Consider the following 17,634-nt stretch of genomic DNA (forward strand, 5'->3'; position numbering starts at 1 on the left):
AATAAAAATAGCAAAGGAGTAAATTGATTGATCAAGAGAGTCTCTTTACTTGTTTGTTCGCTTATGCTTGTCGTCTTTGGAACCGCTTTCGATTTTCACTTTCCATCTTCCTTTTGGAGCAATCTAAATCTATCTATCCCTTTTTCGATTCACATCAACCAAGAAGCAGTAGATCAAGAAGTACAACAATTATTAAAATATGTATCATATGATCCAAATGAGACTCCATCTATCCATTTTGATGAAAAAGCAGCAAAAGAAGATCATGCTTCGATTAAAGTCATGCTAATGGGCAATATCATGGAAAATGCAGCACGCATCCATCAAACCAAAAACATCAAAGATATCCATCTCTACCTACCGATTTATGGAAATTGGTGTGGGCCTGGTCATGGCTCTGGAGAGACAAAAGGAGCCCTTGATGCGCAATGTAAGACACATGACTTATGTTATAAATACGATACTGCATCAGAAGCAACCTGTGATCAAAACTTAATTGATGGAATTCGTAAGCACTATACAGAAATGAAGCCTGATGAACAACAAGTCGCCACTGTCATTGCTTCTTTCTTCATGCTGAAAAGTAATGCCCTGAAGAAACAGTCTTAGAGCATGTAAGAGGTGGAGCATTACCCCACCTCTTTTATCATAGCACTCACATGGCACGTTCTTGATCTTTGCGCAGTGGATTGACTCGTCCAATCGTACTTTTGCTTTTCTCTAACATACCTCTCAGTTTTGAACCTCGTTCTTGTTTTATGCTTTTACGCTCAGCTCTTCGCTCTTTGATCCCATCAATCATACTGCGAATTTTTCCTTTTGATTGACTTGGTTCGAAATCAAGGTCTAACTCTTGTTGTGCTATTTGCTGTTCTCGCCTTTGATCGCTCGATCGCTGACGATTCTGTTGTTGAGACTGTTGAATTTGTTGTGGTCGATTTTGATCGCGGCTTGCCGTCTTTTGGTTTTGCTTATATATCACATATGCTGCTAAAAGCGTGCCAGGCGTCCCTAACAATAAAGTGCCAGCAGTTAGTAGAAGCGCATTTTTAACCATCTGTCCTTTTTTCTTCCCACGTTGCTGCCTTGCAGGTGTAGATTGACCCTGCATAGGTTCTTCTTGTGTTCTTGGCTGCTGTCTTGTCATCTGTCCCTGCGTAGTCGGTTGCTGTCTAGAAACTGGTTGAGAATCCCTTGTGGCAGCATTGGGTTGACGGGTTTGTGGCTGAGTCTTTGCTTGAGATTGCTGATTTGTTTGAGCACGCTGCTGCATTTGCAGGCGCTCGAGCATTGCTTGTTGTAAACGCAACATTGCTTGCTGCATCGTGATTGTAGCTGTTGCTACTTTCATCAATGCTGCATATTGCTGCGTTAGCGGTATCGAATCCTTTTTTTGTTGATTTACTTTTTCTGATTGTACTCGTCCTGCTTGATATTCTTGTACTACTTGTTGTAACTGCGCCTTTGCTTGATATACTGCTAAATGTGCATCCAACACTTTCAAATCAGCACGCAATGCTTGGATGGACGCATATTGTTGTGCTAGTGGTGTTGGAGTCATTTTTGATTGAGTAGGTTGGGTTCTATTTTGTTGTGGAGTGGATTGACGCTGCACAGGTCGATTTTGAACGACTCGGGGCGCTACTTTTGTATCTGATCTTTCTAAAAGTGTACTTGCCATTATGGCTATTCACACCCCTTCTATCTTCAATCCCTTTAACTAAATATAGGCATAAATTCATTCAAATCAAGTCGACTTTAGATGATTATTTTCCAATCAGTCCCTTAGCGTAAGTCATGATAAATTGGCGAATTGTTTGTTCAGCTTTTTCGGGTGTAGCTAATTGCTGTGGTGAAAAATGATAACGTCCCTTTGCTTCATCCAAATCGAGATGATCAGCTAAAGCTCCCATCACACCTGATGTCTTTTTATCTAGTTCATAGAAGCCACCAATCCCGTTAACAGTATAACTAGGCTGATAATCAAAAACAATTTCGTCAAATTCTCCACTTAACCAATCAGTCGGCTGAAATTGAATAATTTGTTTTCCGCCTCTCCCTGTATATCCTTCAGCATAATGAATCAAGCCTAACCGGTGAAAACCACGCATAAAATTGTCCAACAATCCCACTGGGTAAACTTCAACATAATCACGATCCTTCGAATCAATTCCTTGTTTGATCTCTAAGTTTGTTTGGAAATAATAGCGTGTAGAAACTGAAGAAACAGGTAAATCAAGAGGACAAGTAAAAGAGAAAGGGAATTCCTCTGTCTGTTTTGGTTCAATTGTAAATTCATCTTTAAAAATCGGAATTCGCTGAATGACTTCATGTACTTTTCGAACAGTATCATGATCTGTATAGCGGGATTCCAAATTAAAATCGACATAGAGCCCTTCGATTACTTGTTCCACATCTCCACCCATTAATACAATTTTCCCTTTTATCTCATCGCCCATATTCACACAATCACCAAAAAGGATGAGATCAATTCTCGCAGCTCCAACACCAAGTGAGGCCAAAAGTGATTTAAACATGGAGTACGCTCCTCTCCGATGTGATTTTATCCATTTTCTCACAATCGTACGATTTGTGCCCAGTGTCATTTCATTTACCCGAGTATTTGCTTGAACAATAGTTTTTCGTGTTTCCGCACTAGACAGAAACATTATATAGTTGTTCTAAGCATCCTCACAAGAGGAAGTCCCCTTCACAGGCACCTTCCTCATACGACCTTAATCTTATAAACTTCCTGTTTTCTCAAACAACAGCGGTAGGGCTTTTTGGTTTGTAACCTACGAGTAAAATAATTTGTAATGTTGTATAAACACCATCCCTAAATCGATATGTTTTCGAATACCTTTCTAGGACGCTTGTTAAGGCACGATGGGAGGTATATAGGCTTTGATTGTGACAAGAACCGCTCTCCCCTATACCTTTTATTGTTCGTAGAATCTCTTTGCCACTTGCCGCTTCATGACGAATCCAGTGCTCCATCGTGGTCGTAGTTTCGATTCCCACAGATTGCAACAGCTCTTTCCATTCAGTAGCACTTTGAAAGGACAAAAAATGCTCTGCTTGAGGAACACCTAACTGATCTTCAACTTGTTGAAACAGGAAGCGAAATTCCTGAAAAGTTTCGGGGCCAAAAGTACTAAGAACAAGATATCCACCAGGACGCAATAAATCAAACCATTCTCGGAAAACCCGAGAAGGAAAATCCAACCAATGGATTAATGCATTTGAAATCAATAAGTCATACTGATTTGCTTCTAATTCCACTATGATTTTTTCCAAATCACAATGAATCCAATTAATTTGTTCGTAATTCGGTATCTTTTCATGTGCAATCTGCATCATTCGCTTTGATAGATCTATCGCCGTGATTGAAGATGCTTGCATATGATCCAATAACAATTGGGTTAAATATCCTGTTCGACATCCGATCTCCAAGATTTCATTCGCTTCCATCCCAATTTGCTTCATTAATTCTAACATGCGGTATGCCATTTTTTGATGAACTGTTGAAAACTGGTCATACAGCTCAGCATTTTGATCAAACTGTTGAACTAACCTTTGGTTTTTATACACCACCCAATCTCCTTTTATAAAAATAAAAAGACCTCAGGAAAAGATGAGGCCTTGACAACCTTTATTGACGAAACTTATCCATTTTCGACAATAATTCGATGAACCTCACGTGTTGTGCGGACTGCATCGACCAATTCTCCATCCATATAGATATCCAGCCAAAGCGGACCCTCCCCGTCATCTCTCCTTCCCTTCACCTCTACAATCACATCATGATTATAAATCCCCCATTTCCAACCATCCTCAAAAAAATCAAAAGGATAGACTTCCCAAGAACCAACCGGGCGATTATTCATCATTTTTATGTATGGAGCATCTTGATCTGCTGCCTCAAAATATCCCTTATTTACTTGTACCCAACCATCTCCACGCTTTTCCCATGGAACTAGATAATATTTCCCTTCGATCACTTCAAAACCATATAATTCTTCATCTGTAAAATAATCAGCAGGAAAACAACGATATTTCCCTGTTTTTGGGTCTTTTATTAATTTCGCTGGGTCACCTTCTTCTAATCCTTTTTTCCTCAATTTTTCAAGCTCAACTCTTTTACATGCTTCCTCAAGAGCAAATAAAATAAATTCATTTCTCTTCATATTTTTTTCTTTTACAACAGAATCAATTCGTTGCGCCAATTCTGGTGGGATTGCCGTTACGACATATCGTTCGGGATTCATTCTCCATCGCTCTAACCAAGCATCTGTCTCCCACTCTTGCTCTAGATCAATCTGAACTTCAGCATTGATTGGAGATTTTGCGTTGGTCCAATTGTGGAGGCTGATATTATCCGAAACGGTTTCTCGTATGTCTTCAAGCGGCGAACGCTCTTCATCCTCGGCAAAAAAATCAACCACATTTGTCTTCAATTTTGGCTCTTCTTTAAATTCGTTCCCCTCCTCTTCGATCAAATACTCCATATCTCCATCCGCATTAGAAAAGCTATTTTTTGACACCAAGTAAAATCTGTCCTTTCTACGATGCAAAATCTTCTTGTTCTTTTAACTATACTTTAGGAAGGAACTTTTTCCAATCATTTCAAACATTTTTTTAGTTTATTGCATATAAACTAACATATTTCCCCTGCAAATAATCAAGGAATGGTTGTACTTGGATAGGTGTTCCCGTCGCTCGTTCCACGATTTGATCTGGTGTAAATTGGTGCGCATGTCGATGTACATGTTCAGTTAACCAATGAATCAATGGTTGGAAGTTACCTTCTTGGATTTGATTGAGGATTTGGGGAGAAGATTTGACTGCGGCTTGGTAAAACTGTGCGCTTAATAAGTTACCTAAGGTATAGCCATGAAACATGCCACCTAGAAAATCACAGTACCAGTGAATATCTTGCATTACCCCTTCCCGATCCGATGAAACATAAACGCCTAAATTTCGTTGATATGCTTCGTTCCACGCTGTAGGAAGTTCATCAACTGTCAAATCATTCTCTAACAGAGCCATTTCCAATTCAAATCGGATCATAACATGTAGGTTATAAGTAACTTCATCTGCCTCTGTTCGGATTAGTGAGGGTTTTACACGATTAATCGCTTGATAAAACTGTTTAAGTGAGACATTGCCTAATTGTGATGGAAATTGTTCTTGCAAAGCAGGATAATAACGTTCCCAAAATGGTAAACTGCGCCCAACCAGGTTTTCCAGAAGTCGTGATTGGCTTTCATGCACGCCAAACGATGCACCTTCGTGCAAAGGAGTACCTTCAAAAGTTGGAGAAAAATTTAATTCATATAGCCCATGACCTAATTCATGAATACTACTAAAAAGCCCATCGACAAGATCATATTCATTGACCCTGGTTGTGATCCGCACATCATCATGTGCAATCTTTGTCATAAAAGGGTGTGCTGCAAAATCTTGACTCATTCGCTGAGAATCGTATCCGAGATCAGGTAATATTTTGCTTATGATTTCCAATTGCTTCTCACGTGGATAATGAAGATGCAAAAAAGCATCCTCCAGTTGTGGTCGATTGGTTATTTCTCGGACAAAAGGAACCAGTTGATCCTTTAATTCTTGAAAAAGCTTTCTCACTCTCGAAACAGTCATGCCTTCGTCACCTTCATCAATTAATGGATCAGCAATATGTTCGGTTCGAGAAAAGTATTGTAGATATTCCTTTGTATAAGACAGTGTATCCTTCATCGCTGGAGCAACAATAGAAAAATCATTTGCTTCTTTCGCTTTCAACCATTGCTGATAGCTATATGCCTTATGTTCAGAAAAAGCTGTTACAAATGATTCAGGCAAGCGAATAGCTCGATCTCGTTCTCTTTTTAACACGCGGTACATGGATTGGTCGATTTCTGATAATGTTTGATCTTGCGCCATTTCTTCTAGATACTCATCTAACTCTGGTGCAATCAAACGTTGATGATAAAGACGTTCTAGTAATGAAAGCTGCTTTCCTCTTGCATCAGCTCCCTTTGCAGGCATATATGTAAGTTGATCCCATTCAGCTAAACGAATAACCGATTGTAGATGAAAAAGCTCTTGTAAATACGCTTGTAATTTTTTCTTCATTTTCTCATCTCCTTGGAAATATATCCCATCACTTGATCTAGGCTCGTTACTTTTCTTTGTTTTGCTTTATATTTCAAGTCATTTCTAGCTTGATCTATCCCTTGAGCTGTTTGATTGCTTCATTTAGCTAAATTCTTTATAATCATACGCATGACTGTTAAAATCCGATAGTGTTATTTTGTCGCATGTTTCTGAGCAATGCAATCCCCATCTCCCTGACCTCACTTTTACATGGAACGATTTAAATCAGGTAACAATGAAATGAAACGAGCATATAGAGGAGGCAGTATTCATGGCTGAAAAACAAGTTACTGTAACGAACCCTAGCGGACTGCATGCCCGTCCTGCTGCTGTCTTTATTCAAACCGCTTCGCGATTTGAAAGTAGTATCAAAATCGAGAAAAATGGTAAAGAAGTGGATGCGAAAAGTTTACTCGGTGTCATGTCTCTAGCTGTAAAACCAAACGAAACCATTACGATTCGTGCTGAAGGGGAAGACGCAGAAACGGCTGTCGAGCAACTCTGTCAACTTGTAGAAAGCTACACAGAATAGAGGGGATCACATGAATCAATTACAAGGAATAGGGGCCGCTGCTGGACTCTCCATTGGTCGTGCCATCTGGTGGCGCACTCATCAGCCCATCGTAACGGATCATTCTGTCCAAAATGTGGATCAAGAACTGATTCACTTTGCAAACGCCATCAATCAAGCACGAGATGAAATTGGACAATTACGGAAGCAAGCAGCTCAGCGTATGGGAGAGAGTGAAGCAGCCGTCTTTGACGCACATCTTGTATTCCTTGATGACCCAGCATTTACAGGTGAAATGGAGCAAAGGATCAAGACCTTACAAAAAAATGCGGCATGGGTTTGTCAAGAAGTTACAAAAGAGACCAAACAATTATTGAGCTCCCTTGATGATGAATATATGCGTGCGCGCGCTGATGATGTCGGCGATGTTGGAGGAAGGCTCCTTCTTATCTTAACGGGTAGTAAACCATTTGATCCTAGCCAACTTCATGCTGGAGATGTGGTAGTTGCTGATGAATTGACACCATCTCAAACAGCACAATTTCCAGAAGGAATAGCTGGAATGGTAACAGCTCGTGGAAGTCAAACGGCGCATGCAGCAATTATGGCTCGTACATTAGGTATACCTGCTGTACTAGGATTGGGAGCATCGATTGAGCAAATTCATTCTCGAGATACCATCATCGTAAATGGCACAACAGGTGAGTGTATCCTAAAGCCAGATGCTGATACAATCGCACAGATCGAAGAACAAATCAAACAGCAGCAGGACTTACAAGAAAAAGCATTACTCGAAGCTGCAAAAGATGCTGTTACAGCTGATGGAAAACGAATTCAAGTTTTTGCCAATATCGGAGGCCCTCAAGATATCCAACCTGCTCTTGATAACAAAGCAGAAGGAGTAGGGCTATTTCGCACGGAATTTCTCTATCTGGATAACCAAGATTGGCCCAGTGAAGACGAACAATATGCAGCATACCGTCAAGTGCTGGAAGCCTTTGCCCCTCACCCTGTCATTATCCGTACGCTCGATATAGGTGGGGATAAGGAGTTACCCTATGCGCAATTACCGAAAGAAGAGAATCCTTTTCTGGGACATCGCGCTATTCGTTACTGTTTAGATCATCCTGAGATTTTCTGCACACAGTTACGCGCCTTGCTGCGTGCTAGCCAACATGGAAATCTATGGATCATGTTACCTATGATTGAAAATGTAGCCGAAATTAACAAAACCAAACAATTACTTGAGCAGTGTAAAGCTGAGTTAGATCGACGGAACCAGACTTATAACGAAGACATCCCACTAGGGATCATGATTGAAGTACCTGCTGCTGCTGTTATTGCCGATCAATTAGCAAAAGAAGTCGATTTTATGAGCATCGGAACCAATGATTTAACCCAATACACACTTGCAGCTGACCGTGGCAATGAAAAAGTGGCTCATCTATATGACGCTGCTCATCCAGCAGTCCTGCGTTTAATCCATCTCGCGTGTGATGCTGCAGCCAAACAAGGAATACCGATCGGAATGTGTGGTGAGTTAGCAGGAGATAAAGCATTAACTAAGCTATTGATCGGTCTGGGACTTGATGAATTATCGATGAGTGCAAATAGTATCCCACAAGTTAAACAGAAGGTTCGCAAAACGGATTATCAAGTTGCAAAAGAGCAAACTGAACAAATCCTTACAACAGCAATCGATGGACAACAGGTTCGGGATTCACTGACGACAAAATGAGGTGGCGTTTCAGTGCGATGGACTGATCAGCTAATCTGATCATCTGATATTGATGCTCCTACCACATTCAAATGGAAACATAGCAGAAGTGGGGTTGGTACATCAGCCCCACTTCTGCTGTTTTCTTTGAGATGTTTATACCGAACTTTCTTTTTGATCTACATTACCTAAATGGACTTGCACCAAAACCTGATTAAACTTCGGATCATCTTGCTTCGCTGAGAAAATGGTACCTAGATATGCAGCTAGGAATCCTAAAGGAATCGAAATAATACCTGGATTGGTCAGGCTAATGAGTGGTGTTCCAACTAAAATCGCTTTACCTGGTTCAGTTGACCAGATATTTGGACTCATGCAGACGAGAATAAGCGAACTAAAAAGTCCAACTAACATACCCCAGATTGCACCTGTAGTATTAAAACGACGCCATAGAATCGTATAGATAATGACAGGCAGATTACTACTTGCTGCCACGGCAAATGCTAAGCCAACTAAGAAGGCTACATTCAGCTTTTGCGCAAAGAGCGCCAAAACAACCGAGATAATGGCAACACCTACAGATGCCCACTTCGCCGCTTTCATCTGCTGCTGTTCCGTCACATTCCCCCTGCGAATGATATGGCTATAAAAATCATGGGCAAAAGCCGATGCAGCGGATAAGACTAAACCAGCTACAACTGCAAGAATGGTAGCAAAAGCAACCGCAGCAATGAATGCAAATAAGAAATCTCCACCAAGCGCCTGTGCCAAGAGAGGAGCTGCCATATTTCCAGCCTCATTTGCTTGTTTAATTGTATCCGTTCCTACAAAGGCTGCTGCTCCAAAGCCGAGAAAAATGGTCATAAGATAGAAAATTCCGATAATCCAAGTCGCATAAACAACTGAGGAACGAGCGGTTTGGGCATCACGCACTGTGAAAAATCGAATTAAAATATGCGGCAATCCTGCTGTCCCTAGGACAAGCCCAAGATTTAACGATAAAGTGTCCCAACCATTGTTAAACTTATTACCTGGGTTTAAAAATGCTTCTCCAAGCGGTGTGGCAGTCTTCATATGGGCAAACATCTTTAGAAGACTAAAGTCAAACTTAGCAAAGACGATCAAAGAAATAAGCAAAGTACCAGCCATTAAGAGAACGGCTTTGATAATCTGCACCCAACTGGTGGCTGTCATTCCACCAAACACTACATAGATAGTCATCAGAACACCAACAATGAGAACGGCTGTTGAGTATTCAAGATTGAGCAATAATTTGATCAGCGCACCAGCACCTACTAACTGTGCAATCATATAAACGATTGAGATAGCAACCGAATTCAGTGCAGCTACTCCACGAACTTTCTTCTCATCAAATCGAGCTGCGATCATATCAGCCATTGTATATTTGCCCAAGTTACGAATGGGTTCAGCGACGATATAGAGGACGACCAGATAAGCAACTAAAAAGCCAATGCTATAAAAGAAACCATCAAACCCTGTAAGTGCAATCATCCCAGCAATTCCTAAAAAAGAAGCTGCTGACATATAGTCTCCTGCGATGGCAAGTCCATTTTGCCAACCCGTTAAACTGCTACCAGCGGTATAAAACTCACTAGTCGTCTTTGTTCGACGTGCTGCATAATACGTAATAACTAAAGTTGCCAGTATAATCAGCAGAAATAGGCCAAACGCGGTGTAGTTCATGCACTTTCCTCCTCTTTATCTACTGATGAACTTTTTATCTCCGCAACAAGCTGATCAAACTGTTTTGCCTTTTTGGTATAGAGACTACATAGCACCCAAGTCATCACAAATTGGGCAAATGCAAAAACCCAAGCAAATGTAAGCGCTCCCGAGATAGAATAATTCAAATAGTCCGTAAAAGATGTCATTATTGGTAATGAGAAATAAAATACAAAAAAGAATATCGATGTAGATATAATAAAATTCTTTTTCTTTTTAATCAGTGCCTGGAATTGTTCAGTTGCAACCAACTTATCTACATCCCTTTGTTTGACTGATTGTAAAGGATCATTCACTCTTCATACCTCCTTTGTTTTCTTTAAGAATAATTGACCCTTTAAATCTTGTCTATATTTTTTATTTAAATATAAATATTTATCAACTAAACAAAAATCCCCATCTAAAGAATGGGGCAGGTTGAAAAAAACGCTTATGTTAAAAAGTGGTCATTTAATTAAACCCTTATACATAAAGGATGTTATCCATTCACTTTATACAAGTAATCCTTTTTCTTCCGTTTTCATCAATTTAATTGACCCTGTTCCGCGTTGCAATGCCTTTACCTGGGTTTGTGTCGGTTGTAATTGCTCCAGCATATACTGGATAGCAGCACTTGGGTCAACAGTATGCCCACAGGTATAACAATCAAGAGCCGCAAAGCCTTTCTCAGGATAGGTATGAATCGAGATATGGCTCTCAGAGAGCATCACAAGAACGGAGACCCCCTGTGGTTCAAAGTCTTTTGATTGCGAAGAAATAATCGTTGCTCCACTTTCCTGTGCAGCTTTTAGTAAAAGTTTTTCTAACTCTTCGCGATTATTAAGCAATTGATAGGGTATCCCCCAGGCATCGACGACTACATGTCTACCGAAAGTAGAATATTCCACTTTTCGGCCCCCCTTCCTAGCAAAAAAATGGTGTGAGCCACTTCCGCTAAGATCTACTTCCACTTTGGGGGAGGTTTCATCGAACTCAATCCAACCCTTTGAGTGAATCTGAGATCCTACTAGCTCATGAACATCTTCAAAATAACATATAAAAACTATCATGTTCTAAAAGAAATTTCAATCATCCGTTAAAATCTTTTCTTATTAAATTAACCAAAAGCAATCAACTTCATGATGATTAATCCCAATTACAATGGGTAAAGATAGCAATGACACGATTCTCGTCTACTAACTAGAGGTAGGAGGATGCATGATGTTCTTATCATCAAGTGAACGTGGTTTGGTTATTCGTGCATTGACAAAAATCCTTGAGACTGAACCGGTCTATGCACGTGCTGATGAATATCGGAAATTACTAGCTCGGCTAAAAAACGAACAGCAAACATATGAAGACTCCATCTACATTCAAACACACATTGTTGATATAGATGAGGCCTGATTTTCTTTGATCCTCAATGCAAGGCTTCATAAAAAAAGTCGGACTGATCAGAGGCGCTCCTCCTTGTCCGACAATTGCTTTTCTATACAGGTGGATATCTTAAGTTTTCCAACGCCTCTTATCCGATTACGAGGCGTGTATGTTGCTCAGAGAGGGTGATGGTAGCAATCGATCCTGCGGCAAAAGAAAGAAAATCAGTTTCAATGCCATCACTAAAAATGACACCTGCATCATCCATTTGTGATTCAATTTGCAACGGTTGACTAGCTGTAATATAACCACTTACTAATGAAGCTGAAGTCATCTTGCTAACAAAAGGCTCTCGAACTACAAACAGGAGGCGTTCATCTTCCCACGATAGCTTAGGATAAGGCAATGGCGGCGATTGTGACTGAAACTGACTTACCCATCCATTTACCATATTGACAACGCTGCTCATCCATCCTGTAGAGCCTATCCCTGTCGAGATAATGATTCCGCTTGATGAATGATTCTCTTGATGATTTTGCCAAGAAATACGATAGCGTGCAGAAATATGTGAACGCGTTCCAATAAATAGGTCATTGAAAGCTAACAAATGTTGACCATTATTTAAGATTGCTTTTGCCATGGTAACTTGTCGATACTTTTCTTTTCCAGATAAAACGCGATCAACTGCCTGAGATGTAGTCATTGTTGTAAATGGTAATAGTGTTCCATCAATTCGCTCAGGATCTGGATTAACAGCGATTAAAGGTTGACCAGACAGGTATTTAGCCGTATTTACGACGAGTCCATCAATCCCAATCGTGATGATAATATCTTTATCTGTAAAAAGAAAATTTGGTAAAAAACTCCGATCAATCACTTGCACTTTTAAACGCCGACTCAGTTCTTTCCTGATCTGCTCTACTGCATATTGATAAGTATCATGCTCTCCAGAAAACTGCTTAAAATCAACACCTGCACGTTTCAAGTAGAAGCTAGCTTGTTGGCGTGTCTGATATTGTGATAATAGCCCTTGTAATCGAGTGGGACGTGTAACAATAACAGCCTTCTCAAAGCGATCCATTATTTCCTCTTGGTCTCCTCAAGAAGTGACTCAAGTAAGTGAGGTGATATATTGAGCTGCCCGATTTTACCGGCATTTTGCGCCAACTCTTTCATTGCCATGCTAACCATTAACTTTGGCTCACCCGATTGTATGGCAAGTGCCTGAATCAATGCAGGATCGAGCTCTGTTAACGGACGCAATGAAGCTTCTATGGCATATGCTTGAGCATCTGCCTCAACACGCGCATTTTTAGCTCGTGCCTTCACTAATTTTTCTCGCTCTTCCTCTAAACGAATGTTCCCCTGTAAATTCGTTTCACGAAGCTGCTGCTCTTTGCCTTCAACTGCTAGATTTGCATCAGCTTTTGCTTCTCGAATCTGCCGTTTCTTCTCCTCAACTTTAATCTCAGTTTCTAGCTCATTTTCTTTAATCATCCGTTCTTGTTCAACAGCAGCATTTCTACGTTCATAAATTGATTCATCAGCAAGTAGATATAGCTTTTCACGTGCTTCAGCTTCTAAAGCTCGTCCCATCTCTGGAGTTGGCCTGATTGCAGAAATATTTAACGAGAGTAATTCTATGCCTAAGGATTCTAACACTTTATTCTTTTGAAGGCTTGCTAACACATTTTGGCTGATTTGATCAGAGATTTTGATCGCTGTTCTAATTTCGTGTTGTTGAATCTCTGATCGGGTATGTACTTGGACGAGATTAACCAGCCGTTCTCCAAGTTTCTCTGGGTCCTCAGAAGCATACTGATCAGGATGATCACGAATTGTATAATCCAAGGATGACGCCACCAGTTCGGGATCAGAGACTCGATAAACCAACTGACCTTGAACGGTTACCTCTTGGAAGTCTGCTGCGATTTCCTTAAATATAAAAGGCGTATCCTGACTACCAATCGGAACAACTGAAATAGAGGAAGAACGCTTTAGGTAATAGAACGATAAACCCTTGCCACTTCGTTTTAGTCGCCCATTTTTGTAATGCAGGACATATTGCGTAGGACCTGTTTTTAAATATCGAATTCCAAACAAAATATGTGTACCGCCTTTCTGCCGAAATTGTATGAAATCCTATCTATTTTATTGTAACGGATGAGTATTTTTTTACAAGAAGTAGACTATGGACAGTCGCCTTTTCTCAGACTCCTGTCTCTTCAACTAGAAGAGGACAAAAAAATGACCCCTCCATTTACCACCCAGCCTTTGGATGCCTCCGTAAATGTAATTCTTTAAAGTAAAGACATGGTGTCTCTTCATCAGCATCTTCTAAACCTTCATGCGTAATTAAAATAGAAAATTCCCCTTCCGCTCGTTCATCTTTCAAGAGTACACCTGCATGATCTTTCGCAAAAGCGATGGCTCTCTCCACTTGCTCATTTAATTTAAAACAGAATATATATGCATCTTCGATCCGATCATACATCCAAACCGACTGATACTCTTCCGTTGATTGATTCATGATTGACTCCCACTCTGGAATGGATAAAACCAAGACGGGCTCATCCATGATCTCAGCCCAGCCTCCATTTTCTGGAATAGCAGCTTCATTGATCTTAGGTATGTACCGATTCTTCATCATGTCATTTCGTTCCCTTCTATTCAAATTGCTTGGAGACTCCCTCATTAGGTTTTTCATCAGTCTAAGAGTGAGAGTCGTTTAAAAACAATTTTCTTTTGATTATATACTTTTTACCAATGAAAACCCTATGTTGTTCTTAAACAAAAAGGATAGAATTCCCTTTGTTTTAATGATCTGCTATAATACAGATAGCAATAGAGGAAATATTTCGAGAAGCAGACCCTTTTATATTTCCATCATCCATCTAGGCAATCTATCACTTGAACTTTATTGGCTGGTCCAATAGGAGGGATACATCAAGAATGAACATCAACATGGGACAGCTTCTTACATATCGGGCAACACTTTATCCTGAACACGAACTGATTGTCGACGGTTTAGGGCGCTATTTACAAAAAGATATCAATCGATTTGTTAACCAATTGGCAAACTGGTTACAAAAGCAGAATATAGAGCCAGGAGATCGTATTGCTGTTTTAGCCCGAAACTCGGCATCCGTATTTCTCATTTACCTTTCCTTAGCTAAAATAGGCTCCATTATTGTTCCATTGTCTCCTCAACTTCCTCCAAGGGAGTTACATGATATTTTCTTAAATTCTAAAGCTAAGATCTTATTTTACGAGAATATTTTCTCTGAAATAGCTAGAGATTTAATTGATAAACAAGAATCCCTAAAGAAAATCATACCTATTTCAAATAAAAACAATCAAGTTACGGACTTTATAACATTAATTTCACAGGAATCATCAGAAGAGCCTGAAATTTTAACCGGCGGAAACGAGCCTCTATTTCTATTTTATCGTCAAAATAAAGGAGTCATTATCACACACCGTCATTTATGGCAAGCGATTCAATCACAAGGACATCATCTTGATTGGCGATCTGGTGATCGAACACTTGTGATTATGCCTTTATACCATATTAGCGGGGTCTGGATGAGCTTCCTCAATCTACTAAAAGGAGGGACAAATGTTTATTTAACAGAGGTTCAATCAAGTTATATTTGGCAGATGATCGAGGATGAGCAAATCACCCAGTTCATGGCAGAACCTCCTATATTAAAACAAATGATCGGAACTCCCAATTGGGTAAATTACACCATTGATCACTTGCGTTATATTATTTGTGGTGGTAAACCACTTGATTCTTCGGTTGTTGAACAATATATTTCATATGGAATCGAACTATATAAAGCCTATGAGTGTACTGAATTTGCGGGAATCGTCAGTCTATGGACATCACACATGGGCATGAGTAAATTGACTACAGTTGGGCGTCCCTTATTTCAAGTGTCATGGCAAATAGCTGATTTAGTAACAGGCAAAAGGCTTCCTGAAGAAACGATAGGCGAAATTTTACTACAAGGTCCTCAACAGTTTTATGGGTATTGGAACCAACCGCAAGAGACTGAAAAAGCATTTTCAGGTGGCTGGTTTCACACTGGAGATATCGGCAAACTGGACCAAGATGGCTTCTTAACGATTGTGAAATCAAAGGAATCACCCCATTCTTTTTAAGATCATCAAATGAAAATGAGGAGCAGCCGGAAAACTCCCCCTCTTGAGAGGTTCTTCAAAACAACTATATAATGAGTTTATCAGTTCAAAAATATACCTTAGATATATGAAAGCATATGATTTCACTAACAAGCAGTTCATACAAGTCAATTTCTAACACACTTGTTACTAGGAGTGTATCAATTTTGCTCTACAGTCAAATGAACAAAAAAGAACTAGAAAATGAAGTAGAACGACTCAAAAAACAATTACAGTCCAGCCATTCACATGAACAAGAAACTCTTAAACAGCAATATGACTTTGCCCGTTCCTATCTGATAAAACCTGAAACTATTGAACCACTCGTTTGGTATCAAGTTGAAAATGAATCTCAACAGTTTTTTGTCCAGTATTTGAACGGTATTATGGCTTGGGGAAATTGGATGGGAGAAACTCAGCTAATCGCGCTTCCCATTGCAAAACTTGAGCGAAACAACGAATAAGCACACCCCTCTTTTTTGAGGGGTTTTTTATAACAAATGAATGATTCGTACTATTTTTGCTCATAATACAAATAGGAGGTGTTCCCATTTGTATTATGTGGTTCGCGATTCAGAAAAGTCGCCACCCTCAATTGTAAGTGAGGATAATTATTATTCATGGTACAATCCCATGAAAAAAGATCACCAGATTGAATTTAAAGGTTCAATAAACGAATGCTATGATTATTTACAGGAACATTATCCAAAAAGGCAGAACCGAAAGTAAAAGAACGCGTTCAAGAGAATTACACTCTTGAACGCGTCTTTTTGAAAAAGCATGAGGAGTACAGCACAGCTTCGTAAAAACTTGGAAACTGATTGTGCAAATAGTACTCCCATTGATCTTTGCTACAGTTATGCTTTAGTACCTAGATGCACCTGATTGCTTACGCTCTTTTTTTACGTACAGGTGGTAAGATTTTCTTCGGATTAACAGTGCGTTTTATTTCCCAAGTCGCTGGATCATTGTCATCAAATTGCTCCAGAAACTGAATCACTTCACGTGTAATTGGTGTTGGTGTGGAAGCACCTGCCGTAACGCCCACTTTACTAATCCCTTTTAACCACTCAACATCAATCTCCGTTACATCTGCAATTCGATAAGAGTCTACCCCAGCAATCTCTTTTGCCACTTGCGCTAGACGGTTTGAATTATTACTGCGAGGATCACCAACCACAATCAGGAGGTCTGTTCCTTTTGCCTGTTCTGCAACAGCTTCCTGCCTTTCTTGCGTTGCAAGGCATATTTCATTATGAATCTCTACACTTGGAAAACGTTCTCTCACTTTATTCATCATGTGTGAAGTATCCCACTGACTCATCGTTGTTTGATTGGTTACTAATAAACGATCCGTTGTAAAGGACAGATTTTTAATGTCCTCTTCATTTTCAACAAGATGCACATGATCTGGTGCGACGCCCAGCGCGCCTTCTGGTTCTGGATGACCACTCTTACCTACATAAATGATTTCATAACCCTCGGCTATTTTTTCTCGAATCAGGTCATGGGTACGAGTTACATCAGGACAAGTGGCATCAACAATGGTGAGTCCTTTTTCTCGCGCTCTTTTTCTCACTTCTGGCGAAACACCATGCGCTGTGAAAATGACGGTACCCTTCTCCACTTTCTCCAATAATTCCAATCGATTTTCCCCATCTAACGTAATAATCTCCTCATCAGTAAAGGCATCAACTACGTGTTTATTATGAACAATCATCCCCAATATATAAATCGGTCGTGGTAGATCGAGATTAGCTGCAGCAGTTCTTGCCAACACCATCGCGTCAACTACACCATAACAATAGCCACGAGGTGTTATTTTGAGTACTTCCATCGAAATTCCTCCAATGTCATTTCTCTCTGTCCCATTATAACGTAAGGAAGGGTTCTCACCAAGGAAAAGAATTGGGTGAGTCATTCAGGTACAAACAAATACATCATGACATAGGATAGGGTGTAAAAGTTAAAT

General features: G+C 40.0%; 18 protein-coding genes. 6 read left to right on the forward strand and 12 right to left on the reverse strand.

What is annotated here, in order from left to right:
* Positions 1-27: 27 nt before the first annotated feature.
* Positions 28-609, forward strand: a complete 582-nt coding sequence (locus tag BUB71_RS12920) for a phospholipase A2 family protein (protein WP_073155258.1) — start codon at positions 28-30, stop codon at positions 607-609.
* A gap of 46 nt (positions 610-655) precedes the next feature.
* On the opposite strand, the gene BUB71_RS12925 is transcribed toward BUB71_RS12920, so the two are convergent.
* The 5 genes from BUB71_RS12925 to BUB71_RS12945 all read right to left on the reverse strand — a co-directional run bounded on the left by BUB71_RS12925 (position 656) and on the right by BUB71_RS12945 (position 6,129).
* Positions 656-1,681 carry a hypothetical protein gene (locus tag BUB71_RS12925; protein ID WP_073155259.1) on the reverse strand — a complete coding sequence of 342 codons (1,026 nt, stop codon included), beginning with the start codon at positions 1,679-1,681 and terminating at the stop codon, positions 656-658.
* 85 nt (positions 1,682-1,766) lie between these two features.
* Positions 1,767-2,537, reverse strand: a complete 771-nt coding sequence (locus BUB71_RS12930; protein ID WP_175552366.1) for a sporulation protein — start codon at positions 2,535-2,537, stop codon at positions 1,767-1,769.
* Positions 2,538-2,760: 223 nt separating this feature from the next.
* The gene (locus BUB71_RS12935; protein WP_073155261.1) at positions 2,761-3,591 is read right to left on the reverse strand and encodes a methyltransferase domain-containing protein; all 831 of its coding nucleotides are present in this window, start codon (positions 3,589-3,591) and stop codon (positions 2,761-2,763) included.
* 74 nt (positions 3,592-3,665) lie between these two features.
* Positions 3,666-4,544 (reverse strand): hypothetical protein, encoded by an 879-nt coding sequence (locus tag BUB71_RS12940; RefSeq protein WP_139279095.1) that lies wholly within the window; start codon positions 4,542-4,544, stop codon positions 3,666-3,668.
* 94 nt (positions 4,545-4,638) lie between these two features.
* Positions 4,639-6,129 (reverse strand): carboxypeptidase M32, encoded by a 1,491-nt coding sequence (locus BUB71_RS12945; protein ID WP_073155263.1) that lies wholly within the window; start codon positions 6,127-6,129, stop codon positions 4,639-4,641.
* Positions 6,130-6,421: 292 nt separating this feature from the next.
* Between BUB71_RS12945 and BUB71_RS12950 the strand changes: the two genes are divergently transcribed.
* Both BUB71_RS12950 and ptsP read left to right on the forward strand, forming a co-directional pair.
* The gene (locus BUB71_RS12950) at positions 6,422-6,682 is read left to right on the forward strand and encodes an HPr family phosphocarrier protein (RefSeq protein WP_073155264.1); all 261 of its coding nucleotides are present in this window, start codon (positions 6,422-6,424) and stop codon (positions 6,680-6,682) included.
* A gap of 10 nt (positions 6,683-6,692) precedes the next feature.
* Positions 6,693-8,399 (forward strand): phosphoenolpyruvate--protein phosphotransferase, encoded by a 1,707-nt coding sequence (gene ptsP, locus BUB71_RS12955; RefSeq protein ID WP_073155265.1) that lies wholly within the window; start codon positions 6,693-6,695, stop codon positions 8,397-8,399.
* Between the two features lie 135 nt (positions 8,400-8,534).
* Here ptsP and BUB71_RS12960 read toward each other — a convergent pair whose 3' ends face one another.
* From BUB71_RS12960 to speD, 3 genes are all read right to left on the reverse strand, one after another.
* The gene (locus tag BUB71_RS12960; protein WP_073155266.1) at positions 8,535-10,082 is read right to left on the reverse strand and encodes a solute symporter family protein; all 1,548 of its coding nucleotides are present in this window, start codon (positions 10,080-10,082) and stop codon (positions 8,535-8,537) included.
* Positions 10,079-10,417 carry a DUF485 domain-containing protein gene (locus tag BUB71_RS12965; RefSeq protein WP_073155267.1) on the reverse strand — a complete coding sequence of 113 codons (339 nt, stop codon included), beginning with the start codon at positions 10,415-10,417 and terminating at the stop codon, positions 10,079-10,081. Before BUB71_RS12965 ends, BUB71_RS12960 begins: the two co-directional genes overlap by 4 nt.
* 195 nt (positions 10,418-10,612) lie before the next feature.
* A complete protein-coding gene (gene speD / locus BUB71_RS12970) occupies positions 10,613-11,008 on the reverse strand; it encodes an adenosylmethionine decarboxylase (protein ID WP_073155474.1) in 396 nt (131 codons plus the stop codon).
* A 310-nt stretch (positions 11,009-11,318) separates the two neighbouring features.
* Here speD and BUB71_RS12975 point away from each other — a divergent pair, with 310 nt between their 5' ends.
* A complete protein-coding gene (locus tag BUB71_RS12975) occupies positions 11,319-11,507 on the forward strand; it encodes a hypothetical protein (RefSeq protein ID WP_139279096.1) in 189 nt (62 codons plus the stop codon).
* A gap of 118 nt (positions 11,508-11,625) precedes the next feature.
* On the opposite strand, the gene BUB71_RS12980 is transcribed toward BUB71_RS12975, so the two are convergent.
* The 3 genes from BUB71_RS12980 to BUB71_RS12990 all read right to left on the reverse strand — a co-directional run bounded on the left by BUB71_RS12980 (position 11,626) and on the right by BUB71_RS12990 (position 14,151).
* Entirely contained in the window at positions 11,626-12,558 is a 933-nt protein-coding gene (locus BUB71_RS12980) for a diacylglycerol kinase catalytic domain-containing protein (protein WP_073155269.1), read from the reverse strand.
* Positions 12,558-13,580 carry an SPFH domain-containing protein gene (locus tag BUB71_RS12985; protein WP_073155270.1) on the reverse strand — a complete coding sequence of 341 codons (1,023 nt, stop codon included), beginning with the start codon at positions 13,578-13,580 and terminating at the stop codon, positions 12,558-12,560. The genes BUB71_RS12980 and BUB71_RS12985 overlap by 1 nt, the downstream gene beginning before the upstream one ends.
* Before the next feature lie 157 nt (positions 13,581-13,737).
* Positions 13,738-14,151: a hypothetical protein gene (locus BUB71_RS12990; RefSeq protein ID WP_175552367.1), complete on the reverse strand. Its 414-nt coding sequence runs from the start codon at positions 14,149-14,151 to the stop codon at positions 13,738-13,740.
* Between the two features lie 278 nt (positions 14,152-14,429).
* On the opposite strand from BUB71_RS12990, the gene BUB71_RS12995 reads away from it, so the two are divergent.
* Positions 14,430-15,644 (forward strand): class I adenylate-forming enzyme family protein, encoded by a 1,215-nt coding sequence (locus BUB71_RS12995; protein WP_073155272.1) that lies wholly within the window; start codon positions 14,430-14,432, stop codon positions 15,642-15,644.
* Positions 15,645-15,829: 185 nt separating this feature from the next.
* A complete protein-coding gene (locus tag BUB71_RS13000) occupies positions 15,830-16,126 on the forward strand; it encodes a DUF1811 family protein (RefSeq protein WP_073155273.1) in 297 nt (98 codons plus the stop codon).
* Positions 16,127-16,551: 425 nt separating this feature from the next.
* Here the strand turns inward: BUB71_RS13000 and BUB71_RS13005 are convergent, their stop codons facing one another.
* Positions 16,552-17,499, reverse strand: a complete 948-nt coding sequence (locus tag BUB71_RS13005; protein ID WP_073155274.1) for a 4-hydroxy-3-methylbut-2-enyl diphosphate reductase — start codon at positions 17,497-17,499, stop codon at positions 16,552-16,554.
* Positions 17,500-17,634 lie beyond the last annotated feature (135 nt).

This window comes from Seinonella peptonophila (assembly GCF_900129355.1).
GTDB classification, from domain to species: Bacteria; Bacillota; Bacilli; order Thermoactinomycetales; family Thermoactinomycetaceae; genus Seinonella; species Seinonella peptonophila.

Coding starts and splice junctions, on each gene's coding strand:
- BUB71_RS12925 (WP_073155259.1), bottom strand. CDS start 1,681: ATGGCAAGTACACTTTTAGAAAGATCAGATACAAAAGTAGCGCCCCGA.
- BUB71_RS12930 (WP_175552366.1), bottom strand. CDS start 2,537: ATGTTTAAATCACTTTTGGCCTCACTTGGTGTTGGAGCTGCGAGAATT.
- BUB71_RS12945 (WP_073155263.1), bottom strand. CDS start 6,129: ATGAAGAAAAAATTACAAGCGTATTTACAAGAGCTTTTTCATCTACAA.
- BUB71_RS12950 (WP_073155264.1), top strand. CDS start 6,422: ATGGCTGAAAAACAAGTTACTGTAACGAACCCTAGCGGACTGCATGCC.
- ptsP (WP_073155265.1), top strand. CDS start 6,693: ATGAATCAATTACAAGGAATAGGGGCCGCTGCTGGACTCTCCATTGGT.
- BUB71_RS12960 (WP_073155266.1), bottom strand. CDS start 10,082: ATGAACTACACCGCGTTTGGCCTATTTCTGCTGATTATACTGGCAACT.
- BUB71_RS12975 (WP_139279096.1), top strand. CDS start 11,319: ATGATGTTCTTATCATCAAGTGAACGTGGTTTGGTTATTCGTGCATTG.
- BUB71_RS12980 (WP_073155269.1), bottom strand. CDS start 12,558: ATGGATCGCTTTGAGAAGGCTGTTATTGTTACACGTCCCACTCGATTA.
- BUB71_RS12995 (WP_073155272.1), top strand. CDS start 14,430: ATGAACATCAACATGGGACAGCTTCTTACATATCGGGCAACACTTTAT.
- BUB71_RS13005 (WP_073155274.1), bottom strand. CDS start 17,499: ATGGAAGTACTCAAAATAACACCTCGTGGCTATTGTTATGGTGTAGTT.